Here is a 26,951-nt window from a genome sequence, read left to right as displayed (position 1 = left end):
GTTACTTGATTAGAACATTGATGTAACTTTGCCTGATTTCATATCTACATAGTACCATCCCCATGTTGCTGTATGTCCTGCTCCAGTGTTAGGATCATCAATTACAACTTCATACGCATGTATAAGATATGTGTTTCCCTCAGTATTATCAACCTCAATAATTAATTGAGAAGGTGCCTTAGGAAAGTATTTTTCTTTGACGAGTTTAACAGCTTGAGCTTTAGTAATATTCTTATTAATTGGCTGCTTTCCGATATATAGGTTATTTCCATCTAGGGAAACCTGTTTATCTAAAGCTTTACTTACTGTTCTTGCAGGAATATATGTAGTACCATCATAGATAATCGCTGAATTGCTTGATTTTTTAACTTGGTCAACATAAATTTGTATATCTTTAAAAACCACATCTAAGCCTTTATAGTTTGCAGCCAATACTGAACCACCTGTAAACATAGTGCCGATTGCAACACCCAATAATAAACCTTTAACTTTATCCTTCATTTGTATCACTCTTTTCTATAAAATAAACCTTTAGCAATAGGAACAATATACCATATGTTAGCACACTTGTTCGAGTATAGTTTTTTGATGTTGAACTCTTCATACTGGCATAATCCTTATATGCTCTCATGTTCGTTTTAAGGCCAGCATTTAAGTTCAATGAATCCATCATTCTTCAAAATCATTTATACATCCCACATATCTTGGCTCAACTCAAACAACCATTTTAGCAGACCTCACAGGAGTAAAATGCACAGTCACATGCTTGTTCCCCTTCAAAAGGTCACAAATGCGGTCACAAAATTCCGTCATTTATAAGATTTTAATAGAATAAATCAGTACAGATCAGTAAATTAAAAATTGCTATGAAAGCTTGTCCCGTTTGACTTTATGGCTTAAACAGCGAAAAATTTTACTACCCCAAATTCGATACATCTTAGACGCACCACACATGATGTAACCACGGGAGTTGGAGATCGTTAACAGCGTTGTTTTAGGCAGTTTGACCTCAACTCCGATAAATGTATGCTCACCCACTTGTACGGGTTCCATGTGTATCATGGTTATTACATGCACCTCCTCTTTGTTCATCCGGGATATCTTATGCAACATTTACGGGTGGGTGTGGACGTCCGTGGAGCCCTGTAAAATATTTGGGGCTTATTTATGTACAGCACACATATGACGAATTGTAATACAACTTAACTATCTTCATCCTTAAAAATAGCTTCAAACTCTTCATCTGTATAATCTCTATTGCTAGGCACATGATAACGCTGAGGAAGTCCATTATGATCTAATACATGATCAACAATCCCATCTCTATCCGAAACAACAAAAGTAATTTCATCATCACCTTCATAACTCTTTGGTGTGATATCAGCCAAAACTAACCAAGCACCACCCTCAACTCTGTAGAATTCCGGGTAAAATTTTACGGACTTCTCAGTGTCATCATGAATTACACCGTATAGCTTATATTTCTCTTGATAATCCTGAGCAATTTTTCTAGCTTGCTTAGCTGTTAAATTAGTATTTACTCTTTCGTCCACTATTCTTCATATCCTTTCCAACTAGGCAGAGGCCACTGCCCGTTTCTCAATTTATAAATATATCTCTGTGCTTCGTATATTTCGGAGGAATTAAATTTGTCTTTACTTTTCATAATTTCATTATAAACATACTCTTCTTTTTCTATAGTCGATAACTTCATATATTTTTCTTTTCCTAGTTCTCCAAAGTGTTCTGCATGGTAAGATTCGTGAATCGCACTTTAATAGGAAGCATCAGGCCGTAACACAATCTGTCCTGTACTAGGATTAAAGCCACCTACAGCCTTTTCAGGAAGTATAGCTCCCTTTTTATCAATCAAAACCTTTACATCAATATCATTCATTTCTTTTTTAAAAGCTTTCATTTCACTAACATTCATAATTTTCAGTCCATCTGGTGTTAACCTTCTCTGACCACTTACAGGCATCTCTTCCCAGGATTTCAAATCTAATTCATGCCCTTTGGGAAATGGTCTAACCTCACCGTTAAATTTTATTTATTACCAATTCCAATTTTAGGCTTGATTACTGAACTGACTCCTCCAAATAATCCGGCTGTACCGATCATATTAGCCCAGTGTTCCTTTGACCAGGCATTGGTGGGATTGAATGCCCTCTGAATCATACCTGTTACTCCAAATGTACCGAAATTGAGCATGTCATTCCATGAATCGTTTTGTTTGGCTGCCCGTTCCATGTAACCTTCATACATACCCTTGGGAATACCGTAGGTCATATAATCAAGGAAGCTCCAGATTGAATCGAATTTTTTCTCATAGCGTACTGAATTAGCGTCTACAAAATCCTGACCTAGCTCAGTTAAGCTATCTACTGATTTCTGGAACGCATTCCGTGTATCTGGAGCAGGAACAGCACATGAATTAGGTGGAGGTGGTAAACAACTTGCGTCAATATTACCTGCTTCCATCAGATCTGCCAATCTAAATTTATCCGCATGATGACGCAATTCTTTAGCAATGGAATCCGTAAGTGTAACAAAGTCATTCATATTCTTCTGAGAGGTCTGGAAGGAATAGTAGAAGTGTTCCTTGGTCAGTCCTTCCCACAATCGTCCCATAGATGAAATTTGTTGCACTAAATTGCTATTCATTTGAGTTGCCGTTTGCTGTGCTAACTCAAACTGCTTGGAGACAGTCATAAGTTGCTCAGGTGTCACTTTAATTGTTGTCATAATATACCTCTGTTTGAGTTCGTTATGACATAATAACACTATTCAAATTTATGGAAAATTATCTTAATTCCTAATTGTTATGTGAAGTATTAACCTTTCTACCTACGTCTAAAGACTTACAGCCCTTGCCTTTAAATCTTGTTCCTCAACAATGTCCTGTAGCTCAGGAATGAGGGCTAGGAGTTTCTTGTAGTTATGTAACTGCTGTTTCGTGATATCAAGTTCTTGAGCAATATCGGTCTGCGTTTTTTGGTGAGTAAAATTATTTGACTCACCAATTCCATTTGTATACTGATTGCTCCCTTCTAGATTGGCTCTTCCATCCCTTACTCCATAGATCCTCTCCAACTCAACAATACATTTAGCAAATTTCAGCAGATACAAAAAAGGCTAGACGGGAAATCTCATCTAACCTTCCACTGAATTTGTTAAATTTAGTATTCTGCCTTGTTCCCCTTTGATTCATATTAGGAATAATTACATTACCAGTGGTGGCCTGCTAGTTCGTAAGTAGAGTCATTTGTAGGTTATTTCAAACCCTTCTCACTCAAATTTTGTTACAGGGTTCATGCTCCACCAATTGGATCATAGAATGGAGTAACTCCATGGCTATTCGACTGAACAGTCACAGTAACAATAAACAAAAAACTACTCGCAAAGATTAACAGTGCCATTTTTTTCAACATTGTTTAACCACACCTTTTCAAGAGGAGACAAACAAACACTCCATACTATTTATACAAACGTGCTAACTTCCTACATGCCGGCCCTTAGCTTGAATACCAGAGTTCAAAACTGTCAAACAGCTGTCTTTCAGGTGAAATTTATTTGATAAAATTGTAACGAAACTGTATGTACAATTAATGATGTATATAACTGGAGGACGAATACTCCACAAATATCCAAAAAAGGTGTGGTCATGAAGTTGACTACACCTAATTAAATATTATTTATCATTGTATGCTAGGGAAACATGAAGATAACCATCTCTTATACCAGGCAAACCATCCGTTTCTTTTATACCTAAAAAATTAAGTTTTTCTCTCCAAGCTTCTCTTTCTTTATCTTTATAACTGTCACCGTATCTATCAAAAACATAAGCGATAACTGATGCTTTTATTTCAACACTCCCCTTTGAAATTCGTGTCCATTCTATTGGTGCAACTATCTGGTTACTTGAAGGAGTTATTTCTTTCCCCGAGACATTCAAAACAAACACTTTACCTTGATTTTCTACAAGCGCTACCTTTTTCTTAGCATCCCATGAAACTGAATCCACATAACTACTAAACAAATCTTTTAGAGGTATATATCGGGATTTATAATCAAACTGTTTCCCTTTTTGCTTATACGAGATTGTTAAAGCAGTGTTTTTTAGATTTGAGTTGTAAGCATGATCCGCTTTTTTGGCTATTGAATCACTAACACCTACTGCTTGTATACTTACTCCAAAAACAAAAAACAAAGAAAAAGACAATAAAACCATAACTACTTTTCTCATATTTCTCCCTCCTAATCCTTCCTTGATATAGGTACTGACATAACTCAAGATTGATAGTGGATCATGGTGAGTTAATTTTGATGCACCTTCGTTTGAAGCAAGGTGTATGCAAATACCATCCCCCTTTATTCAGATTGGATAATTATAAAAAAAGCTCATCCCTTTTTAGGAGTGAGCTGATTTTCGCATTTTTATCCTATCGCTCTAAGATAATTTTTATTTATCTCCGTGTAATTTTGTCAGTAACAACTCAATCATGCGCTCAATCTTTTTAATGTTCAAATTTCTTTGTCCATATAAATAAACAAATTCTTGTACACTATCCCAAGTCTTTAGTTCATTTATTTCTTCGATCTCCTGAGTCAGACCTTCAACATAAGCGGGTAACTCCCTACTTTTGAACTCCTCAATTAAGTTCTCTAAATCAGCGAAATCCATACTCCAATTAAAGTAACTCTCTATAAAATATTTCAAATTTTCATAACTCACTTCTTGTTTCATATATTACTCTCCTCTTTTATTTAAATACAGGATAACCCGTAATAATTCTATAACCGGTAGCCATAGAGGAATCTTTTACTAAATACAGTTGGGACTTTGATAAGTCATTTGTTACATGCTTTGAAGATGAGTTTCCTCCATTCTTTACGTCTACGCCTCGCCCAATAGAAAACTCGTGATCCGCTTTTGTTATGAGATATCCTCTAGAATTAGGGTTCTCTATCCATTCTGCAATCTTATCAGCATTTCTTCTGATATTCTCTTGCGTGGATTTGAGAGCTGTACTTTTATCTGAAAATGTTGTAGAAGGAACTCCTTCTTGGGAGGCACGTTTTATTAATTCTTCATTTGTCTTGCCAACGTGCTTTTGAAGCAGATGCCCGCCATTAGACTCCATTTCATCTAATATATTATTATTTACGTTTTTACGTATATCATTGGCTTTATTTTTTAAGATTTCGGTCTTAGAATTCCCTTCCCCTTTCGCCATCTGCCACAGTTCCGCAGAACTCTTCCCTATTCCACTTGCACTTTTAACTGCGGTTGTACCTCCATGTGCCGCTAAAGCCGCTGAGCCAATTACTCCAGGTATTCCGATTATACTACCAACTCCCGTAGTTGAAACAGCAACTGATAATCCTTCACCACCTGTTCCAACGATTACCTCACCAGCCCCCTGCAATGTCGTAGCTACGTGACCGAGAATTTCACCTACTTTTGCTGCCATGGGATGATCATAGTCACGGTCTTTATCGGGTAGCATCCCCAAGGTTAAATCTTCCTGAATGGCTCCTTTTGCTCCCTGAACAGTATCCCAAAAAATTTCTCCTTGAAGTTTGCTAGCTTCCATCTTGGCTTCAGCCTTTGTTATCTCAGCTTTGCCGATCTGTTCAAAGATTTTATGTAACCAACCTTCACCGCTGGATGCCGTTTTAATAGGTACACCATTTCCCGGCACATCCAGTACCACTTTTTCCCCATCCACCTGTGTAAAGTTTTTTGAGATAAAAATAAGTTCCTGTGCTACTGTCGATAGTCGTTCAATCGTCACACTCATGGATTGTCGAGAAACCTGAAATTCCTGAAAAAATCTCTCTCGGGTGGCCCCCGACCAGCCTTGTTGCACAAAATCAATTCGCCCGCTCAAAAAATTCAGCATACGTTCCATTTTGTGTTTACCGTGCAAGAACTGTTCAGCCACTTGCATCAGCTTGTCAGGTGGAACTAAAATTCTCCCCATTCTACCACGCCCACTTTAATTTTGATGGAAATAATCTTATCAGAAGGGGTGAATTAGGGACATCCATCTATTATCCTGATATTCCCTTTTAAATTGATGTGACATTTGAACTGAAATAAAACAGAGATTACTACGACTAAAGTAGTGTATATCGCTGTTAGATGATGCCTAAGTTAGGGTGTAGCAGTCCTTGCTTTCCAATTTTGATCCTCAACCATATCCTGCAATTCAGGAATAAGAGTCAGGAGTTTTTTGTAGTTGTGTAACTGCTGTTTCGTGATACCAAGTTCCTGAGCAATATCCTCCTGCGTTTTTGCCAAAGTAAAATTATTTGACTTTGCCTCTTTTGATACATACTGATTTCCCCTATCTCCTCCATGTTCAATCCTATAAATCCTCTCCAACTCCATACATAACAAAAAGGCTAGACGGAATAACCATCTAACCTCTTGATAATAGTTGATTTTCTAGGGTCTACTGTGATCTTGAACCTGAGAGCATTTTATTCTCAGATTCCCCGTGATGACCTGTTGGTTCATAATTAGAGCCGTTTTAGGAGTGTATTATTTCAAAGCCTTTTTCATTTAAATTTTGATTTACGTCTAAGCTCCTCCATGTGTTGCAAAAATTTGGATTCCCTCATTATGGCTGTTCGGATAAGTAGGCATAGTTAAGGCAAACAAAAAAACTAACCTAGACGATCAATAATAAAAAAAATTATATTTTTTCCCTTTAGTAACTAAAATTTCGTACTTTGCATGAGCTTGAATGTCTGCAAATTCTTTAAATTGCTCAAATAATTTTATGCATCTTATGAAGAAGTCTTCTTTATTAATAGCTAATGATTTAGCTAAAACGTCTAGCAGGTACTTAAAGCCATATGAATATCTACCCCTATTTAAGTAATATTTAGCTACTTCATATTCAAAAAGCGTTGTTTGTCCTGGTACCACTTGATAAGTGTACATATCAGCAGATGCTTGCTGTCGGGTAATAGAATCTATCTCCGTTTCAAATCGTTGAAGTATATAATCCACATTCACCTGATGCTGGTTAGCTGCTATTAAAACATTCAAAAGTTGTACAACCCGATCTTCTTCTGTTGTATCTGATGATGTACTAATATATTCAAAATAATCATGTATCACACTCACATCACCAGATAAAAGCCTACATGCAAGTATATTAGCTTGTGACCAGTGTTTAAACAAACCGATCCAGTGTTTGGTATCCTCATCGGTCTCTCTAACCCAATCTAAATTGGAGTAGGCGTATGTAAACTGTAATGCTTGTTGATAATCGCCTTGGGCTTCACAGACACTTGCACACAACAGGTCAGCATAGGTGATGTACACAAACAAGGAACGACTTAGCTTCTTTTTAGACTCGCCACACTCTCGCTTCTTCTGTTGATGTTTCATCAAATATTGAACTTTCGCCTTCTCCTTCATTTTTCTTGCCATTTCCTCTACCTTGTCCCATTTACGCAAAGACCTGTATACGTTAGCCAAGTCCTTCAACGCGTCAAGCTGGTCTATTTCATCTAGGCGCTCAATGTAAGGCTCGAATTGAACGGCTGCATTATAATTTTTCTCTTGATCATCTCCAACACGAATCGTAAACAATCGATACTGGCAAATTGCTAATCTCTCTGAGTGCTGCTTTCTTTCACTCTCAGCCACGTTTTCATAAAGGTAAGCTGCTGTATCCCGATATCCTTTGTGGAACAAGTCCTCGGCTAGTTTAAAGAGCGAAGGACTGTAGATCGGATCATCCAGAAACATACTTACAGCATGCTGTAAGCAATCAAGCCGCCCTAACTCAATACATCGGTGCAAGAAAGGTTTAACTCTTCGCCAATTAAGCGGTACCTCTATAATGCACTCTTCAACGAATCGCTCATAAAAATAATCCGCTGGTAAATTCATGCCTATAGTAATACGATCCAGTTGATTAATAGATAAAGAACGATTACCTGTTACGATCCCGCTAATTGTACCTACATTCAAACCAATGATATGCCCAAACTCGGTCATACTCAAGCCCTTCTGTTTTAGATACTTTTCAATTTCTGTCCGAATCGTAGGTGTGATTTTCATGAATAAAACACCTTTTCAGCGTGAAATCGTTATATAATGCATAGTTAAAAAAGTTATGTAATTGTGAAACAAGTAGGAGAATATATTTGTTTTATTGCTCATATCATACCATCTTTTGGCATAAATTCATATACTTTTCATATATGTACTTTAGATACCTTATGGGATAGAATTGCAATGATTTTATGATTAAAGGTATCATCATTCTGCTTATGTATAATTTATTGGGAAAATCAGAATACAACTCAACTAATACAAAGTTACCAGATTGAATAGTAATGTTCGTATTCCCTTGCATTTTATCTATGAATTGAGCTTAGATCGGATGTATAGCATATAAGCAACCTTCATGATATTCGGGATGGTATCGAGTCAAAAATTTGACTGAGTCGGGGAATTGATGTGCTATGCCCATATTTGTGAAAGTTGAGTGGTCAATTGATTTTTACTATCCCCCCTGTTCCGGAAAATTTTCCTTATCGGTATCGAATGGGTTACTTATATGTAGCAATAGCGTGATGTAAACAATGTCGTTACAATTATCGAATGCTGAATCGTTCGCTTATAAAATAAGTATACGGTGTAGATGGATGTGCTACAGCATTATTTGGAAATTAAATAGGCGTTTTGGGTGTAAACTATCCCCCCCACTTTAATTAAATTATAATATTTGGTTATTAACAAAAAGAAACCTAGCGCACTAGGTTTGTGAGTGTGTACGTAGTGTACACATATATAATTTAGAGTCTGTTCATTTTCTCTATCATCTTTTGTTTTGTAGGATTAGCGTATAAGAGTGTGGTATGAATGCTACTGTGCCCTGCTTGATTTGCCACTTCATGGACTGGCATATCATTTTCTAGTGCATAAGAGCAGAAGAAATGTCTCAGATCGTGTGGAGTTATTTCCTTTCCTACAATAGCTGAGTATTTATTGAAAAGCTTATTGATCACGGTTCTGTCTAACTTGCCTCCTCTGTTACTTGGGAACAGATAATTACTTGTAATGCCTTTGTCTGAGCATTCTTTAATCCAACTCTGTATAGCTGTCCTCGCCTTGTCTCCCATAAACACAGTTCTAGTCTTCTTTCCTTTACCTTCAGATACAATTAATTCTCTTGAGGTTAGATTGAAATCAGTCATACGGATATTAAGAGATTCACTAATCCGTAGTCCACAGTAGGCCAGTAATGAAACGATAGCATAGTTGCGTTTCGATTCATGTTCCAGTACCAATTGTCTGAACTTCTCAACGTCAGCAAGTCCAACAGTAGCCAGTGAAGCATATTGACGTTGAATCTTTAACATATCCTTTTTATTAATCGCAACTTCTGTCTGCACTCCTGATTCAATCAGGTAATCGTTAAATTTGATGAGTGCGCTGATCTTAGCATTGATGGAAACAAGAGCAAGCTTCTTCACTGTTTTAAGGTAACTTATGTAATCCTTCACATTCTCTCTATGCAGCTTCTTGAACTCCATTCCCTTACTCTCATCAAACCATTTCATAAACCCATTTACATTAAGTATGTAACTTTTAATTGTATTCAGACTTTTTTCTTCCTGACGTAAGTATTCCTCAAAAGCTTGGATCATCTCCACCACTCCCATACAATTATGTTGCATTGTATATTCTAATTATACTGTTATCCCATTCACTTTGCAACATAATTTATATTGTGTTGTATTTGATTCAATCTAAAAAAACGGTCTTTCACGAATATGGGAATTGGTTATCGGATTGTATTCAAATTTTTGAGGAACATATCGATAATTGTAGCTAAAAGATTAGCTACACTCCAACAGCCCTCCCCTTCCACCTCTGAATGAGGCGAAGAGAAGAGCTACGATGTAATGACCTTGATTCCTCTCAGATTACGAGCACAGGATGAGGAACATAAGGCGCTTCAAGACGTGCGACTTCTTCAGGCGTAAGATTGATTGCCAACGCTTTAACCGCATCATCAAGATGATGGAGCTTTGTTACACCTATGATTGGAGCAGTTACGGCTGATTTCTGCATAACCCAAGCCAGTGCGATTTGAGCAGGGGGAACGTTGTGTTCTGTTGCAATCTCACCGACTATTTCAACGACTTTTTTATCTGATTCCTCCATAGCTGAGGATAAAGTTTTAAATAAGAAATCCTTCTGTGAGCGTTCACTTATTTCGTTCCATTTCCGAGTCAATCGTCCACGAGCCAGAGGACTCCATGGTATGACAGCCACTCCATCTGCTTGACATAGAGACAGCATTTCACGTTCTTCTTCCCGATACAGTAAGTTTAAGTAATTCTGCATCGATACAAATCGCGTCCAACCATTTATTTGGGCGACGTGATTCGCCCTTTGGAATTGCCAGGCATACATGGAGGAAGCTCCAATATATCGGGCTTTTCCAGCTTTGACAACATCGTGAAGAGCCTCCATCGTTACCTCGATCGGCGTGGTGCTATCCCATCTATGGATTTGATAGAGATCTACATAGTCGGTGTTGAGTCTTTTCAAGCTTTTATCGATCTCAGTCATGATTGCTTTTCGCGACAACCCGCGCCCATTGGGTCCAGTATGAACGGGATTGCCTACTTTGGTTGCGATCACGACTTCATCCCTCTTTGCAAAGTCTTTTAATGCTCTTCCTAAAATCTCTTCACTCGTTCCGTCAGAATATATATTAGCTGTGTCAAAGAAATTAATGCCTAAATCCAGAGCTTTTTTAATAAAAGAGCGACTATGTGTCTCCTCAATTACCCATGTATGGTTTCCACGCTCGGGAATGCCATAGCTCATGCAACCAAGTACGATAGGGGATACATCCAGACCAGTACGGCCGAGCTTCACATATTCCATACTTACCCTCTTTTCTATATTTCATTTGCAAACGAGTGGTACTTGTTGTATCTCATCTATTATTTTGAATAAGCATACTATTGAAGAGCCAGCGAAAGTTCCATCTGAAATATTGGGGTAGATGCCAATCTTCATAGTCTTTTAATACGCCTTGATCCAACCAGTAAGACTCTGATTTCCCGCTCGTTGCAGCTCTAGACACATAACTGATTATTTCTTCCAGAAAGCGAATGACATCTGGAATTCTATCTGGAGTGGACACATCTCCATGCCCCGGAATGACAGTATCTACTTTGAGGTCTTTTTGAATGCGCCGAAGGATGCGTATCCAAGCGTATGGATTACCGTGTGGCATGACCGGAATCGTCTTGTTGGTTATTAAATCACCAGTAATCAAGGTTCGTTCTTCAGGAACGTACACAACGGCATCGCTTAAAGAATGGCCGCCTCCGTAGGATAAAACTTCGATAGTGCGCTTTGTTCCTTTAATAACTAGTTTATCGTCAAAAGTTATCGTGGGTATCACCCTTCGAAGGGAAGGGATAGCATCATACAGGGTTTTCTGCACGGAAAGATCATAGTCGATTTCGGTAAGCATGTGCGGACCTCTTTGTTGTGAACGTACTTGAATTAGGCTATTTATTAACTTCTGAGTGTTTTGTTGCATGAGATCAATATTCACTTCGCCCATATCAGATAGCAAATCTCTTGTCCAAACGGTAGATATAAATTCGCTTTTCATAAATTCCTGATTGCCGTTAACATGATCTCCATGAAAATGTGTATTCACTACATATTTAACCGGTTTGTTTGTTAATTGTTCAGCCGTTTGGCGTAAGAAAGCACCAGAATGTGGGAGGTTGGTTGTATCTACCACAACGGTCAAATCTCCAAGATCAATAATTGCTGCATTCCCTAGAGAACCGCTACCTGGAACCGAAATGGCACCCCAGATACCTTCCGCTGTTTGTTGAATCGTGAAATATTCGTTGTTCATTGTTTTATGCCTCCTTAGAACAGTATTGATAGGTGTTCGCATTTATAACGGCGAAGAAGCAATTTTGTTAATAATGACTGCCATGAACATAATTAAAACTGGAATTCCGAAAGGTTGCGCTAACTAATGATAAAAGGCTAAGAACAAATTCAGCAAAAATTGCTAGGAGAAAAATTGAAAATCATTCCTTTTGGAATAGAAGAGACAACGCAATAACTTGTTAAAATGGAGACTGTATACAAATTGTAGTTGTCTTTCTCATAAAGGATTTCAAGGGCAATTTCCATTCTTATTTGTCCTCTCCTATATTTTTGTTCACGTATTAACTAACAACTTTAATTTACAAGTTAGAGTCGACTCGAAGTCAATAAAATTTTTAGGATGAAGTCAGAGGTGAATATAAATATTGACTTCGAGTTAACTATAAGATGTATAATAGTTTTCAATATTGGTTTAGAAAAAAGGAGTGACATAAAACAATGCTTACTATAAGCCAAGTGTCAGAAAGAACAGGGCTAACTCCTTATACGATTCGTTATTATGAAAAGATTGGGGTGTTATATGAAGCAAATCGAAGAAATGGAGGGGCACGTATCTATACCGAAAGTGAGGTTTCGTATATACAATGTTTGAATCGATTAAAAAAATTGGGCTTATCGCTTGAGGAGATTACGGAATTTACTCGTGACGGCTGTGTGCTGGATAAAATTCAACAAGGGGAAGATCTTGCTAATTTTACTCCTACCTTACACAACCGGATTGAAATTCTTGAGAAGCATCTGGTGGAACTGGAAGCCAAGCGGCAGGAACTTGAGTTCATTATTTCCCTCACCAAAGAGAAGCTTGCCCTATACCAAGAACTTACGAAAGAAAACATGGTAAATACTAGATAATGGGGTCTGTGTAGCAATGGAACTTTTTTTCGCAATAAATATTAGCGGACATTCTGAAATTAGAAACGATGAAAATACAACTAAAAAATACTCTTGTTAATGAAAAATCCGTACGATTTTGGTCATTTTTTATCGTTTCTAATGTCCGCTAGCTTATTGCATGATTTTGTTCCATTGCTACACAAGGGCCAAGCTCGACTGGATTGAGGGGCTTAGCGTATATTTTCGTATAAATGTTGGCGGGACCTTATAGCTTGAAGCAGATTTATTTCAAAGTGTCTTAGCGTACGCGTTTTCATGCAATGCTGCTTTATTTTTCCTTAGTGTACGTTTTCCGCGTTTTGTTGGCGGTACCCCACTATAGAGATAAGCCGCATCGACACCCTTATCGAAGCTCAATCGTGAAACTTGGTCTTATGCTCATAAAACACTTATTCTTTATCACGCCTGTTGAATAACCACAAAATGGTAGAAAAAAGATCGTCTTTTCTGTAGAATCGTTGGTACCATCCAAACGAATCCGAAAGAAGACGATCTCATGAAAAATTCTATCACGATTACATCTATCCTTCAATCCATGCTGACTCCTGAAGAAGTTCAAAGGGTTGTGAAGTTAATAGGTTATGAAGACAAAGCCCGCAAGTTTACGGTGTACCATTTACTCCAATACTGGTGCATGGCTGCGTTGGAACAATGGGGTAGCTATCGATCCAGCGTAGATTATGCGGCTCTCTGTGGCTTGCCTGTCGTCCACTACTCACGCTTTTCAACCAAAGCCGCCGAAGTCCCGTTTTCCGTATTTAAGGAACTTTTCCATCTACTTGTTTGCAAATGTAACCGGGAAGCACGTCGGAAACTGACTTTCCCCAAAGAATTATTACTCATCGATTCAACCACGATGACGGTGGGGAAAACGCGTTTGCCTTGGGCTCCTTATCCCGGGGAGCGTGCAGGTATTAAACTTCATGTCGCTTTACGAGCAGAAAATGGGCAACCCCTTCAGGTGGTCGAAACGCTGGGCTCCAAGCATGATGGCCCCATGAGTGAAGCGTTGGCTCAACCGGACTACATTTTGGTCATGGATCGTGCTTATGGGAAACTAGAGCGTCTGGATCACTTCAAAACCCATGGACAATCGTTTGTCATTCGGCTTCGCGACAACGTCCATTTGGAAAAGCCTCATGCGCTACGTCGCCTTACGAAGCCAGATTCATCCGTCATTTGGGATATCACTTGCCAGTTGGGAACCCCTCAGTGTCGTTCCACACAACGTCATCGTGTGGTGATGTTTCGGGATTTTGAAGGTCGGGAAATTCGGGTGGTTACCGATTTAATGCAGGTGACCGCAGAACAAATCGCACAGATCTATAAGGCTCGATGGCAGATTGAAGTCTTCTTTCGTTGGATCAAGCAACATTTGAATATCCCAACGCTGTTTGGTACGACTGAAAATGCGGTCTATGGGCAATTATTCTGTGCTCTAATCGTCTATGTCCTGCTCAATTGGCTATTTGTTGCTGCTCAGACTTCATGGCCCCGACATGCCGTTCTTTCCTTTGCGCGATTTTCTCGTCTATTTCTTCTTCAAAACTTACCTGTTGAATGGCTGATTCAGATTCAGCGCGTTCTTCTTCAGTGCACCTCTTGTTTCATGAATTGAGTTACTTATTTTGGTTATTCAACAGGCGTGTTATAGCTTAAATCATTTCAATACAAGATTTTCTATAACCTGAACGGCATTTCTTACTCCTCCGAGACTTAATAACTTTTCTCCGGCTATATTAGCACTGCTAGCAAATATGGGATTCTCATTAAAATCATCAACGATTCTTCTTATTGTTTCATAGTTGAAATGATGTGCTTCAAGCAATACACCTGCGTTTAACTTGGCTACTGAAGAGGCGTTGTAGCGCCGTTCAAACACGCCACCAGGACATACGATTTGAGGTACTCCATAGATCAAGCCAGTCATAATACTATTTTGCCCACCGTGATTTATATAAACTCTGGCTTCCGGCATAAGCTTGCTAAAATCAAATTTTTTGTTGACAATGATGTTGTTTTTCTCAAAGGGTTTTACTTGCTCGGATGCAATATATACTTCATAGTCAGATCCTTCAAAAGCTTTAGTTAACTCTTTTATAACCTGCTTTGGAGAAATCACACCATTCCCCATATAGGCTATGATTTTATTCTTTTCGGTTTTAGCGTCTGTACCCTCTGGTGCGGAAAGAGGCCCCACAAAAGCTATATCCTCCCCACCCACAGGTTCCAACTCATAAGAACTCGGAATAATCTTTACATCTGCCCAATCGAAGATTTCTAAAACCGATTCCACTTTATTTAAGCCATTGTCTTTCAAGTACTTATTAACGCCCTTACTATATTCAGGGTTGGAAGCAAAGCTTTTTTGAACTGGATAACTGAATCCCGTGGCAATTTTCACTTTTTCCAACCGGGCGGCGACAATAGCTGATATTCTAAATTCTGAATACATAACGTCGGGTTTAAATTCTTGAATTGCTTTTCTAATGGAAGACACATCTTTTAGAAAATATCGTCTATTGATGGCTCCTATAAAATGTAAAACATCTTCAAAGCTGTTAGCTTTCTTTTTGGGCTGAATTCCCAATGATTGAAATATTTTAAACATACTCTTGCCGATAAATACAGGTGTCCCTAAGGGTGAAGGAACAGGCGCATAATAATTTTTCACTTTATGAATACTATGATAATTTGCATCTTCTGGCGCGCATAATGCTACTTCATGGCCTCTTTTGATACATTCGTTTGCTAATAAGGTTGTTCTTGAAAAAGGTCCTTTTGTTTCTACCATAGCTGACATGGGTGAAATTAGAACTTTCATAATACTCTCTCCTTATCGGCTTGGAGTTACATAATCATCAATACCTGGACGCTAGAGCTATGCTGTTGGTATGATGCCATGCTGAAAAACACGTATGGCGTGTTGAATAATGGCTTCATTCTCATATTTTCTATCTTTCATGGGAACCATCTCTTGGAAAATCACAAACGACCAAATTGAACCAATAAACAGCCTAATCGAAAGGACAGGATCTATCTCGCTAGATACATGGGACTTTAACATTTTGCCGATCTGCTCGGAGGCTTTTTCGACGACTTCATGGTAAAACAGTTCCCCTATTTCCGGGAAGTTAGGCGTTTCTCCAATGATAATCCGCATAAGCTTGATTTTTCGCGGGTCTTCGAACACAGATAAAAATACCATTCCAATTTCAACTAGAAATTCCTCTATACTTGCCGTTTCTTGCTCCAGCTTTGTGAGCTTAAAAAGCAGCTGCATCTGTGAAGTTTCCCTGATCGTGGATATAAACAGTTCCTCTTTGTTTTTGAAATATTGATAAATAGCTCCTTTGGACATACCTATTTCATTGGTTATATCCTCAATGTTTGTACGACTGTACCCTTTTGTCCCAAAAACATTAAGAGCAGCCTCTATGATTTCCTTCCGCCGGATGTCCTGAGAATAGGAAACATCCTTCAAATCCAATCGGCCGATGTCCATGAGGATGTCATCCTTGCTTTTGTAATAGCGGTAAATTGTCCCCACAGCCACTTTTGCGCTTGTCGCAATATCCTGAACGGTAGTATCCCTATAACCCTTCTTTATAATCAGCTCCTCTGCAACTTTTTTAATTTTTGCCTTAGTGTTATTCTTCATATGAATGACGTCCTCTTATTGTGAATATTTTCTGATTGGTTATTTATTATTCATTCACATTATAACGCTTTTTTTTCGTTATTCAATGGGCCAGAGTTACTACATATAACCATTTCCCCTGTTAAACACACTAAAAAGGCTAGATGGGTAATCCCATCTAACCTTTTGATAAACTTACTCTTCATCTTCGTTAACCACTTTAATCAGATTTCCATAGACTGCCTTCGTATGAGCTGATGCATGTTCTTTAAAATGTGTAAACAACCTCATACATCTGATTGCTTGTATTTTATTATTAGCTTCAGCAGACCTTTCCAAACAGCTGAACAAAAATGCGAAGCCGTCTGAAAACCTCCCCTTACGCAAAAGATAGATTGCCAATTCCCTTGAGAAATGAGTATATCGCTCCGTTGTGAATCGTTGAGTATACAACCCTTCCACTTTTTTCTGCTCCAGAAAAGAGACAATTTCTCCTTCAAATTGCTTTAAAATAACATCTACATCAAAATGATACCGATTTGCCGCCCTAAGAATAATATCAAGTGCAGGAAGAACTTCATCTTTTCTTGAAGAAATATAATTTACATAATTGGGAAGAACGCTCTTGTCGCCAGAAAGAAGCTTAATTAAAAACGTATTCACTACTGCCCAGTCTTCATATTGCCTCTTCCACTTCAAAGCAGTTTCATCCGTAGCATTCACCCAACTCAAATCGGCGTAAGCATAAGTGTGCTGAAGTGCTTGCTCGTAGTCTTTCCTCCCTTCACAAGCTTCTGCACGAAGTAAATGGGAGAATGCCCAATAAGCAAACAACGGAAAATTGGGTTTCTTCGAATTGTCTTTGTTCACAGGGTGTCGCTGCTGCTCCAGTTTGTATTGAATTTTAGCCTTGTCTCCCATAGCTTTAGCGAATAGTTCTACTTTATCCCATTTTCGTAACGAACGGTATGTATTCGCCAAATCTTTTAACGCCTCTAACTGATCTATCTCATCTAACCGTTCAGCGTAAGGCTCAAATTGAACAGCTGCATCATAGTTTTTCTCTTGATCGTCTCCAATACGAATCGTAAACAATCGATACTGGCAAACTGCAAAATTATCCGAATGTTGATTCTTCTCGCTTACTGCTACATTTTCGTACAGGAACGCCGCTGCTTCATTGTAACCGTCTTTGTATACATTTTCAGCAACTTCAAAGAGCGATGGCAAATATTTAGGATTATCCAATAGCAGAAATACAACGCGCTGCAAGCAATCAAGTCGGTCATGCTCCACGCATCCGTACAAAAAAGGGCTAATTCTTCGCCAATTGAGCGGTTCTCCTACGATACATTCTTCAATATAACGATCATAAAAATAGTCTGGTGGTAATTGCATCCCGGCAGTAATGCGATCCAATTGGTTAACGGATAAAATACGATTTCCAGTAACGATACTGCTAACCGTACCTACATTTAAACCAATGATGTGTCCAAACTCGGTCATACTCAAGCGATTTTGTTTTAGATATTGTTCTAATTCTGCTCTAATCGTAAGTGTGATTCCCATGAATAAACCACCCTTTCAACGTAGACTCGCCATATGTAGTTGAATAAATCATTCTATCACCCATAATTTTACCATCTTTTGGAACAAAGCCATATACCTTTCAGTTATTTACTTTAGATACCTATTCGGGGCTATAGGCCCTTCTATTTTTTCAAACTGAAACATTTTTCCAATATAGATCGTCTATAAAGCAAATAGGTAAAGTCAAGAAAGGGGGTAGCTCTTATTATGCGGAAAAGTAGAATCTTATTTTTGACTATCGTGCTGTTGTTAATAACCACTTACAGCTCTAACGCAGAAAAAGAAGTTATTGCTCAAAGAGCGCAGGAACAGGAGACGCTAATCGTTTATAAACTACAAAAGGACACAACACTACAACAGCTAACTAAAAAAGATGTACTTGCTACATTCAAGGATAAAACTGACACTAATATCTTTATCAATGCAATGAATACATCAGAAAAAATATCAGGTATTGTTAATATAGCTTCTCCAAATTACGAACTTACTTTCCAAAAGGATGGAACTGAAGAGTCTTATTATTTATGGGTTAACCCCAACGATTCGACTAGCAATGCAATGTATATAAATAAGAAAGATCCCTATACTGCATATAAGCTATCAGTCAACTCCACAAATTCAATAAAAAAATTACTCATGAAAACTAAAAACTGACTAAAAAAGACCTGTTCTTTGGTTTCATGAACTGTGACCCGAAAGATGGACACTTTGAAAAAAAAGCGACCTCTCTCGGGTCTCTTTGCGTTTATAATCGATATACACGAAAGGTTGGGGATACAAAATGGGGAACCGTTGGCTACCGGTGAACAAAGGTTTAGTGAAAGTCAGATCCGCCAGATGGAGGATCATGCTAACGTATTGCATATTACAGAGCGTTCTATTGCTTACCAACCCACATTCAAGTTGGCAGCTCTAAAGGCCTATCAGGAGGGGAAAACTCCTGCGGAAATCTTCAGGGAGGCAGGATTCAACTTAGATATGATCGGACGGGAGAATCCGAATAGATGCTTAAAACGTTGGAGAAAAACCTTTGCTTCTCAAGGTGAAGCAGGTCTTCTGGAAGAGCAACGAGGAAAAGGCAGCACGGGAAGGCCCGCAGCAGAACAGTCGATGGAGAAGAAGCTTGCACAAGCTGCGGCACGTATAAAGCTTCTGGAAGCGGAGAACGACTTCCTAAAAAAGCTCGAGGCGCTCGAGAGACAAGCCCAGCAGAACCAACGCTGACACCCTCTGAGCGCTTCGAACTCATCAATCGTACCCTCCGTAAGCATCAACTTGAGAAGATGACTCATCATCTTTGTAAGATGGCGAATGTCAGTAAAAGCGGGTACTACCGGTGGTTAGCCGCTGAACAAGCACGACAGCTGAGAGAAGAAGCGGACGAACAGGATCTGTTACTCATCAGGGAACATTTTGAAAAACGTAATGGGAAAGTGGGAGCACTTGTTTTAAAAATGTGCTTGGAGCATAAGAGTGGCGTCATCATGAACCATAAGAAAATTCGCCGTATCATGCGTAAATACGGGTTGGTGGCCAAGATACGCCAGGCCAATCCGTACCGTAAGCTTGCAAAGGCCACACAAGAGCACCAGACACTCCCTAATCACCTTAAACGTCAGTTTGACCAGGGCGAGCCGGAGAAAGTCTTTCTCACAGACATCACATACCTGCACTATGGTCAGGGGCAATGCGCGTATTTGTCCTGTGTAAAGGACGGTGCAAGCAAACAGATTCTTGCTCATTATGTATCCTCGTCCTTAGAAATGACGATCGTAGATCGAACCTTGGACAGGTTGATTCAACGACTGGATGGCAACATTCACCCCGAAGCCATCATCCATTCTGACCAAGGTTTTCACTACGCGAATCCGAGGTTCCAAGCTCGAGTTAAAGAGATAGGCTTCCAGCAGTCCATGTCGCGAAAGAGTAACTGCTGGGACAATGCCTCCATGGAGTCTTTCTTCGGTCATATGAAGGATGAACTCGAGTATAGGGACAGCGTTACTCTCCAGGAATTACGGGCACGCATTAATGAATACATGGATTACTACAACACCGATCGGTATCAATGGACATTAAAAAAGATGACTCCTGATGAATACAGGAACCATCTATTAACAGCATAATCTAACTCTTTTCTTTTATGTGTCCACAAATAGGGTCACAGTTCATTCATTCAAAGAACAGGTCTTTTTTGGTTTTATTTCAATCCATATTTCTCTAGCACAGATTCTCTAAATTGTTCTTTGGAGTCTTGTTTATCCACCGAAGAACTGGGAGATTGAGATGATGGCTCAATAGCAAACTTGCCAAGATCCATATTGATTACGCTATACTGTCCTTGTGTATTTTTTTTGAGAAAAATAATGCTTTTTTCATTTTGCTTTAATTCTGTATAATCCTCATATGCTATTTTTTTCTTGCCTCCAGCGTCATCAATATAAGAAATCGGTTCCACGATAGACAAAGGCTCATCTAGGTTTAATGAAGACCCTTCGGGTGATTTAATCACTTTATCCATTTTTATATTCGTAAGCGTATAAAAGTCTTGTAGAGTACCATCATCAAAGCTTGTAACGATATGTTGTCGATCATCAAACCCTTGTAAAGGAGTCCCAATCACAATAAGCTCTGCATTTGAGTCCAATTCGCTTACCGTTTTGTAATCAATATAAGAAGCTTCCAATGAGATTCTTGGCGTATTCAGTTCTGAAAGTTTTGGAGCCGCGTTCGTAGATGTAAAAAAAAGACTCCCAGAAGCAATGAATCCTCCTATCGCTAATACAGAAATACCCAACTTTATTTTTTTATTAAAAGTCATAACAGTACCCCTTCCCCAAATTAGTGTTTACGCTCATTAGTTTCCCCACTTAGCAATTAAGGATTGCTTGTCATAGGGTTGAACACCGATAGACTGTATACCTTGTTTCATAACAGAACTACTAGAGGTTGATGGATGCGCCTGAGATAACGTATGACCGATCTCATGCGTTGCGTTGGAGGTTTTCTGTACGGAATTCATACCGTAAGCCTGCATCTGGTTATGATAAATCACCACCGTAGCATATGCCCATTGATCGCTTACACCTGCAACGCCACCAGATGTTTTATACGGAGTTGTCAATCCCAATAAACCAGAAGTAGCTGTAGAACCGACATAATATCTGTCCGGGTTCCCACTCGTCGATGTCGTTTTGCCAATATTTACTGACCCAGACGCAGCGTTCCAATCAGAACGGGCGGTATCATAGGCACCCGTATAGCCATTCGTAGAAACAGAGGAATCATAATAGGCATTAAAATTGGCTGAGCTTCTCCCTCCGGTAAAACTAGTTGCAAAAGAAGTTGAACTAATAGAAATCACGGCAATAGATAATATTCCGACCATAGAAAAAAGTTTTTTCTTGGAAGCTAATAGTTTTTTCAAGGTTAACACCCCTTTTAGGAAATTTGGAAATCTTATAATCCATCCTGAACTAATAGAAAATTGCTATAATCATTGTCCGTATTTTGATGCCCGACAAGTTCAAACGCATTCACCAGACTTAAAGGGCCAACAGAGACATTGCAGGTTTCGTTTTGTTCTCAACGACTCCTCCTTTTCATTGGGAATATCCCCCTATCAATATACCGACTATTTTGCTTATTATCTACAGTAAAAACAATATATTCCACAATACGACATGAATTTGATTCTTTATTCCTATACTTGCCCTATGTATTCCCGGCTACTTTATGGTGCATGTACAGGAAAACAAACGGTATAAAAAAAGCCTAGACGGATCATTCCATCTAGCCTTCTCCATGATTCTATGGTTTGTTGCTTTGCTTTCTGCTCCAATAATTGAGTTGAAATTAAAACATTTTACTCCCTTTAGGCATACTTACATTTCGCCATGGTGACTCGGATGATAGCCAGATCCTTGATTGTGAAAATGTAAAGGGACAGTCACTATCGTTATCAGCATTAAGCTACTTGCTTAAAAGGTCAGAATTATTCTTGGCTTCATCTGCATCCACCTTATGAATCAAATTTCTGTAAGCTGTCTTCGTCTCAGATGATGCATATTCCTGATAAAACTCATACAGCCTCATACATTTAATTATGTACGATTTATTATTACTTAATGTAGATTTTTCCAAGCAATTTAATAAAAATCGAAAGCCATCAAAAAATCTTCCTTTGGTCAAATAGTAAACTGTTAATTCCATTGAAAAATGCATAAAACGTTCTGTTATAAAGCGTTGGGTATAAAAACTTTCAACTTTCTGTTCCTCCAGATAAAATGAAATGTCCGCCTCGAATTGTTGTAGAATCTCGTCCACATCAAAATGGTATCGGTTAGCCGCCTCAAGGATATTATCAAGTGCGGGAAGCACTTCGTCTTTTCTTGAAGAAATATAAGCTACGTAATTGGGAAGTACACTCTTTTCACCAGAAAGAAGCTTATTTACATATGCATTTACTACCGCCCAGTCTTCATATTTATTTTTCCACTTCAAAGTTTCCTCATCTGTATCCGTTACCCAGCTTAAATCAGCATATTTTTTAATATGCTGCAGTCCCTTTTCATAGTCTTTCCTCTCGTCACAGGCTTGTGCACGAAGTAAATGCGAGAATGCCCAATAAGCAAACAAAGGAAAATTCGGTTTCCTCGAATTCTCTTTTTTCACATGCTGCCGTTGTTGCTCGATTTTGTATTGAATTTTAGCCTTATCTCCTAGTGCTTTAGCGAATAGTTCTACTTTGTCCCATTTTCTTAACGAACGATATGTATTCGCCAAATCTTTTAACGCCTCTAGCTGATCTATCTCATCTAACCGTTCAACATATATTTCAAATTGAACCGCCGCTTCATAGTTTTTCTCTTGGTTGTCTCCTTGTCTCGTTTGGAACAAACGATACTGACACATAGCCAAACGTTCTGAGTATTGTTTCTTTTCACTTAAAGCCACATTTTCATACAGTATGGCTGCTGACTGATACATCTTTTCATAAAATAGTTCTTCTGCAAGCTCAAATAAGGATTCTGAATAACCCAGTTTATCCATCAATAAATTTACAACTTCATGAATACAATCCAGTTTATTTAATTTCGCACAATTATGTAGAAAAGGACTCATTCGACGCCAATTTGGATTAGCCTCTGCTAAATACTCTGACACATAACGTTCGTAGTAATAGCCGACAGGATACCCCATCGCTTTTGTAATTCGATCTAGCTGATCCACTGACAGAGTGCGATTCCCATTAATAACACTGCTCATGGTACCCGGATTCATTCCTGCTTCTCGGGCCAGCTCGCTTAGAATTAATTCATGATCTTTCATATGCTTCATTATCTCGGTGAGTATCGTGGTTGAATTGTACAAAATAACCACCCCTTATCAGGAACTTGTTAGGACATCAACTCATTAAAAAAGGACTATTCCAATCCGATGATTGTATAGCCTTTCCGCAATTCATTGTACCATCATTTGGAACATCATCATATACCTTTCAGAACCTTACTTAAGCTCCCTTTTTGGATGGTTAACATAGAAATTGGCTTTATAAATCTTGAGACATACGGATCATATCTCTACACTGTATACCATTCTCATAAATTTCCTCTGGATAATTGTGTCTGATAAAGAAATCTAGATCCACACCGACAATTCTAAAGCCACATTTTTGATAGAGGGCTAACTGCCCAATGCTAGAGTTTCCTGTACCAATTTCTATCGTTTTATAACCTTGAGTTCTAGCTGTTTCAATTGCATGTGTCACTAATTGTCTGCCTATTCCTTGACCATGCATTCCTTCTGATACTGCTATATTCACTAGCTCAACTGTTTCAGGTCTTGTGGGTAATAGAACATAGACTCCAACAATATGACGGTCAATCTCTGCTACAAAACAATCCCCTTTTTTTGAATATTCCTCAACTAGTTGGCGAGAAGGATCAGCTAGTAACAAAAGCTCTATCGGATAATTTTCATTTGAATTAAGCAGTCTAATATTCATTTATTCTCTCCTGAATGTATTATGGTCCCCGGATTTCCGCCTATCGCAGGCTTTATTCCAGAAATCCGAGGGTGGTGGCGATGGGAAGCACTATCCGTCTGCGCAGTGCACTATATGAAGCTCTTAAGTTCAGCTTATATATATATTACGAAGCCCTAACTCAGTTTGATCTCAATTCATACAAACCATTATGAAGTGAAAGACCGGCAGAACATGGTCCTTCAAACAAGATACTGATGCTGGAAAGGGTCGGAATCCGATCATCAGGAAACCAAGGCCGCTGCTTGTCAACAACTATAAATAAACCTTCCACTTCCCCTAGTGGGGTGAATTGCTGTCCGGCCCCTCCCCAAGATTCAAGCTGAAACATTTCTGTGATTTTTCTGGATACTTCCGGGACATTATCGACCGGCAGACCAATCTCGCTTATTCGAAGCAGGGAATCGGGCTCGAAAGCTTCAACGGCCGCATTGTCGAGTGTATGGTGAGCGATGAACTCGACAAGATTATGATCGGGATCATAGAAATACATTGCAGTGGCATTCCAGTGTTCGAAGAAAAATTCATCTTCTCCGCTTCTTGAAACCAACGGGATTCCCCGGTTAATGAGCCATTGTTTTGCCTCTATGAACTTATTGGTTGGAATCATAAACGCAACGTGATAGAACTCATTTTTCATGTGGGGGGATTCCTGAAAAGCAAGAACTGATTCTCCTACTCGAAACGATAAACGTAAAGGGCTCTCCTCCACAATTTCCATATCCAAGAGAGAACCGTAAAAAGCTTTCAACGCTTCGAAACTGTGTGTGCCTAAAAGCACTTCTCTTAATTTCAATTCATTCATCCTCCCATATAAAAATAATTTATTTTGCTTCCCAGTTCATGTTCAATTTAGCATTCATCCCAGCCTGAATGAGATGAATGCAGTTGTTATTGATCAGCCTTTAAATCGCTCCGAAGTTTGGCATTTACATCTAATGTCTTGAATCGAAGTAACACATCCATGTCCATTCCAATGGTCATTGGAGCATTCATTACGATCAGCGAAAACGCTTTATAAAGGAAATCACTCCCCAGATGAACAACGCCAAAATGCCCCCGAAGATTAAGAGGGTAATTACAATATTACTCCATACGAAATGCAATCAACATCACCCCATCCATCATTTTATGGTCATAATGTAGAGTACTCTTCTAATGTCTCTCCATATTTTAACGCACGTTAACTTCCTCTGCATTCGAATTGAACATTTTTATTTTTATGATAATGGATAAGAAGGCTAGTAATGCAAACATCATTCCGCTCCAGATGAGCTGGTGTATTCCCAAGTGAGAAATAAACCACCCACCCAGAGCAGCCCCTACCGTAATACCAAGATTAGAAAATGAGACAAACAGGCTGTTACCGAACTCCGGAGCTTCTTTCGCTTCTGTAGTTAACCATGTTTGACTAATAATAAGCCCCCCGGAATGCACGGCCCCCCAAATGAGCACAACCACAATCATCGGTAGGAAAGAAGCACCCAGAGCATAAGTGAATATGTAAATGACCATATATAGCAAAGGGAAGATGATGACGGTCTTTGTCAAATCTTCATGTAAAAATCCTCCAAATAAAAAGTTTCCAAAAATCATAATGGTTCCAAAAACCATCAACATGATACTGATCCATGACCCGTTCATTAGGGTTACTTGTCCAAGATATTCAGCAAAGAAGCTATACACCGAAAACATAGCTGCAAAGATAAAAATAACAGTCATAATGTTGAACCACAATTGAGGTTTACGTAGTATACCAAGCTGCTTTCCATAAGACATCTTTTCCTGAACAGGCAGGGAAGGAAGCCAAACGAGGATTCCTACAAATGCAATCAAGCTTACGACAGCTCCAAACAAAAAAGCAGCCTGTAACGATATCCTTTCAGCAAGATAAGAAGTCAACGGCACGCCAAAAGCAAAACCTGCCGTAATTCCAGCGAAAACCTTCGTGACGGCTTTACTGCTATTTTCAGAGGGGACAAGATTAGATGCGGTCACGAGGGCAACCGAAAAAAAGACTGGATGAAAAATAGCAGGGAGAACACGAAAAATAAGCATTACCTCAAAATGAGTGGTATAGGCATAGACTATATTGGAAATGACAAAACAGAATACAGCGGTTAATAGAATGACTTTACGATTCATGCCAGAAACAAGTAAGGTCAAAAACGGACCTGAAATGGCAACAACGAAAGAAAATATACTGACGAGCCAGCCAGCCTGGGAAGTTGATACATTAAATTTTTGAGTTACTTGGGGGAGGACACCTATAATTCCCATTTCCGTTGTTATAATGCCAAATACACCTAAAGCCAGAATGATAATAAGTAACGGGTTAACCTTTTTCATTTTAAGTATAAGCCTCCAATTAAATTATATATATAGATTTGTAGATATATTATATGAAAAAAAACCTCCTTTTTGTTTATAGTTCCTTTTGGATGTACTCGGCAAATTGCTGTATTGTTTTTTCATTCCGACGATAGTACGTCCACTTCCCAATACGCTCAGACTCTAACAAACCGGATTTTTGCATCGTTAATAAATAACTTGAAATCACAGACTGAGCAAGTCCCGCTTTAGCCTGAATATCTCCCACACATACGCCAATTTGAAAATTAAGCCCTTGTTTTAGATAAGCCTGTTCATCAAAAAACTCTTCTGGTTTTTTTAACCACAGCATAATTAGACGACGAGTTTCGTTTGACAATGCTTTATAAATCAATGACGGTTCCATAAACCACATTATATCTACTTTATTAGATTTGTAAATATAAAATTCAGATGATTCCATAGGAAAATAAATAATA

At 38.7% G+C, this 26,951-nt stretch carries 25 protein-coding genes and 2 pseudogenes; 4 read left to right on the top strand and 23 right to left on the bottom strand.

The annotated features are described in order from the left end of the window. Positions 1-9: 9 nt before the first annotated feature. From GCU48_RS19075 to GCU48_RS19015, 13 genes and pseudogenes are all read right to left on the bottom strand, one after another. On the bottom strand, positions 10-501 hold the full coding sequence (locus tag GCU48_RS19075) for a stalk domain-containing protein (protein WP_152381103.1): 492 nt from the start codon (positions 499-501) through the stop codon (positions 10-12). Between the two features lie 441 nt (positions 502-942). Then, positions 943-1,062: pseudogene (locus GCU48_RS28895) on the bottom strand (YunC family protein); the annotation flags it as partial. Between the two features lie 140 nt (positions 1,063-1,202). After that, entirely contained in the window at positions 1,203-1,553 is a 351-nt protein-coding gene (locus GCU48_RS19065) for a hypothetical protein (protein ID WP_152381101.1), read from the bottom strand. Beyond that, positions 1,553-1,933, bottom strand: a pseudogene (locus GCU48_RS28155) (zincin-like metallopeptidase toxin domain-containing protein). The gene GCU48_RS19065 and the pseudogene GCU48_RS28155 overlap by 1 nt, the downstream one beginning before the upstream one ends. Positions 1,934-2,046: 113 nt before the next feature. After that, entirely contained in the window at positions 2,047-2,745 is a 699-nt protein-coding gene (locus GCU48_RS19050; protein WP_152381099.1) for a WXG100 family type VII secretion target, read from the bottom strand. A gap of 946 nt (positions 2,746-3,691) precedes the next feature. Continuing rightward, entirely contained in the window at positions 3,692-4,246 is a 555-nt protein-coding gene (locus GCU48_RS19045) for a stalk domain-containing protein (RefSeq protein WP_152381098.1), read from the bottom strand. Between the two features lie 216 nt (positions 4,247-4,462). Continuing rightward, complete coding sequence (locus tag GCU48_RS19040) at positions 4,463-4,747, bottom strand: contact-dependent growth inhibition system immunity protein (RefSeq protein ID WP_071558868.1); 285 nt, start codon at positions 4,745-4,747, stop codon at positions 4,463-4,465. 16 nt (positions 4,748-4,763) lie between these two features. Further along, a complete protein-coding gene (locus GCU48_RS19035) occupies positions 4,764-5,987 on the bottom strand; it encodes a WXG100 family type VII secretion target (protein WP_152381097.1) in 1,224 nt (407 codons plus the stop codon). 173 nt (positions 5,988-6,160) lie between these two features. Further along, positions 6,161-6,397: a hypothetical protein gene (locus GCU48_RS29505; protein ID WP_167518725.1), complete on the bottom strand. Its 237-nt coding sequence runs from the start codon at positions 6,395-6,397 to the stop codon at positions 6,161-6,163. Between the two features lie 291 nt (positions 6,398-6,688). Then, the gene (locus GCU48_RS19030) at positions 6,689-8,086 is read right to left on the bottom strand and encodes a helix-turn-helix domain-containing protein (RefSeq protein WP_152381096.1); all 1,398 of its coding nucleotides are present in this window, start codon (positions 8,084-8,086) and stop codon (positions 6,689-6,691) included. A gap of 740 nt (positions 8,087-8,826) precedes the next feature. After that, a complete protein-coding gene (locus GCU48_RS19025; protein ID WP_152381095.1) occupies positions 8,827-9,681 on the bottom strand; it encodes a tyrosine-type recombinase/integrase in 855 nt (284 codons plus the stop codon). A gap of 274 nt (positions 9,682-9,955) precedes the next feature. Next, a complete protein-coding gene (locus GCU48_RS19020; protein WP_152381094.1) occupies positions 9,956-10,933 on the bottom strand; it encodes an aldo/keto reductase in 978 nt (325 codons plus the stop codon). A 52-nt stretch (positions 10,934-10,985) separates the two neighbouring features. Continuing rightward, positions 10,986-11,930: an MBL fold metallo-hydrolase gene (locus GCU48_RS19015; RefSeq protein WP_167518724.1), complete on the bottom strand. Its 945-nt coding sequence runs from the start codon at positions 11,928-11,930 to the stop codon at positions 10,986-10,988. 479 nt (positions 11,931-12,409) lie between these two features. On the opposite strand from GCU48_RS19015, the gene GCU48_RS19010 reads away from it, so the two are divergent. Both GCU48_RS19010 and GCU48_RS19005 read left to right on the top strand, forming a co-directional pair. Then, positions 12,410-12,823, top strand: a complete 414-nt coding sequence (locus GCU48_RS19010) for a MerR family transcriptional regulator (protein ID WP_152381092.1) — start codon at positions 12,410-12,412, stop codon at positions 12,821-12,823. A 538-nt stretch (positions 12,824-13,361) separates the two neighbouring features. Beyond that, positions 13,362-14,483: an IS4 family transposase gene (locus tag GCU48_RS19005; protein ID WP_152381091.1), complete on the top strand. Its 1,122-nt coding sequence runs from the start codon at positions 13,362-13,364 to the stop codon at positions 14,481-14,483. 42 nt (positions 14,484-14,525) lie between these two features. Here the strand turns inward: GCU48_RS19005 and GCU48_RS19000 are convergent, their stop codons facing one another. From GCU48_RS19000 to GCU48_RS18990, 3 genes are all read right to left on the bottom strand, one after another. Then, the gene (locus tag GCU48_RS19000; RefSeq protein WP_025715957.1) at positions 14,526-15,689 is read right to left on the bottom strand and encodes a glycosyltransferase; all 1,164 of its coding nucleotides are present in this window, start codon (positions 15,687-15,689) and stop codon (positions 14,526-14,528) included. A gap of 57 nt (positions 15,690-15,746) precedes the next feature. Beyond that, complete coding sequence (locus GCU48_RS18995; protein WP_152381090.1) at positions 15,747-16,526, bottom strand: TetR/AcrR family transcriptional regulator; 780 nt, start codon at positions 16,524-16,526, stop codon at positions 15,747-15,749. 174 nt (positions 16,527-16,700) lie between these two features. Then, positions 16,701-18,074 carry a helix-turn-helix domain-containing protein gene (locus tag GCU48_RS18990; protein ID WP_152381089.1) on the bottom strand — a complete coding sequence of 458 codons (1,374 nt, stop codon included), beginning with the start codon at positions 18,072-18,074 and terminating at the stop codon, positions 16,701-16,703. 228 nt (positions 18,075-18,302) lie between these two features. Between GCU48_RS18990 and GCU48_RS18985 the strand changes: the two genes are divergently transcribed. After that, the gene (locus GCU48_RS18985; RefSeq protein WP_152381088.1) at positions 18,303-18,749 is read left to right on the top strand and encodes a YhfM domain-containing protein; all 447 of its coding nucleotides are present in this window, start codon (positions 18,303-18,305) and stop codon (positions 18,747-18,749) included. Between the two features lie 183 nt (positions 18,750-18,932). Continuing rightward, a protein-coding gene (locus tag GCU48_RS18980; RefSeq protein WP_152382207.1) for an IS3 family transposase occupies positions 18,933-20,221 on the top strand; the annotation gives its coding sequence in 2 pieces (ribosomal slippage) (positions 18,933-19,260 and positions 19,260-20,221; 1,290 coding nt in all). A gap of 74 nt (positions 20,222-20,295) precedes the next feature. On the opposite strand, the gene GCU48_RS18975 is transcribed toward GCU48_RS18980, so the two are convergent. The 7 genes from GCU48_RS18975 to GCU48_RS18940 all read right to left on the bottom strand — a co-directional run bounded on the left by GCU48_RS18975 (position 20,296) and on the right by GCU48_RS18940 (position 26,878). After that, a complete protein-coding gene (locus GCU48_RS18975; RefSeq protein ID WP_152381087.1) occupies positions 20,296-20,916 on the bottom strand; it encodes a hypothetical protein in 621 nt (206 codons plus the stop codon). A 36-nt stretch (positions 20,917-20,952) separates the two neighbouring features. Then, positions 20,953-21,531, bottom strand: a complete 579-nt coding sequence (locus tag GCU48_RS18970; RefSeq protein ID WP_244315766.1) for a hypothetical protein — start codon at positions 21,529-21,531, stop codon at positions 20,953-20,955. Between the two features lie 536 nt (positions 21,532-22,067). Beyond that, on the bottom strand, positions 22,068-23,426 hold the full coding sequence (locus GCU48_RS18965) for a helix-turn-helix domain-containing protein (protein ID WP_370881012.1): 1,359 nt from the start codon (positions 23,424-23,426) through the stop codon (positions 22,068-22,070). A gap of 220 nt (positions 23,427-23,646) precedes the next feature. Then, positions 23,647-24,102 carry a GNAT family N-acetyltransferase gene (locus tag GCU48_RS18960; RefSeq protein ID WP_025715952.1) on the bottom strand — a complete coding sequence of 152 codons (456 nt, stop codon included), beginning with the start codon at positions 24,100-24,102 and terminating at the stop codon, positions 23,647-23,649. Positions 24,103-24,262: 160 nt separating this feature from the next. Beyond that, on the bottom strand, positions 24,263-24,946 hold the full coding sequence (locus GCU48_RS18950) for a VOC family protein (RefSeq protein ID WP_244315765.1): 684 nt from the start codon (positions 24,944-24,946) through the stop codon (positions 24,263-24,265). Positions 24,947-25,314: 368 nt separating this feature from the next. Beyond that, entirely contained in the window at positions 25,315-26,490 is a 1,176-nt protein-coding gene (locus GCU48_RS18945) for an MFS transporter (protein ID WP_152381083.1), read from the bottom strand. A 76-nt stretch (positions 26,491-26,566) separates the two neighbouring features. Then, positions 26,567-26,878 carry an ArsR/SmtB family transcription factor gene (locus GCU48_RS18940; RefSeq protein ID WP_025715949.1) on the bottom strand — a complete coding sequence of 104 codons (312 nt, stop codon included), beginning with the start codon at positions 26,876-26,878 and terminating at the stop codon, positions 26,567-26,569. Positions 26,879-26,951 lie beyond the last annotated feature (73 nt).

The sequence above is a fragment of the Paenibacillus brasilensis genome (assembly GCF_009363115.1).
GTDB classification, from domain to species: Bacteria; Bacillota; Bacilli; order Paenibacillales; family Paenibacillaceae; genus Paenibacillus; species Paenibacillus brasilensis.
Note: the sequence above shows the minus strand (reverse complement) of the source record. Positions and strands in the feature narration are given on the sequence as shown.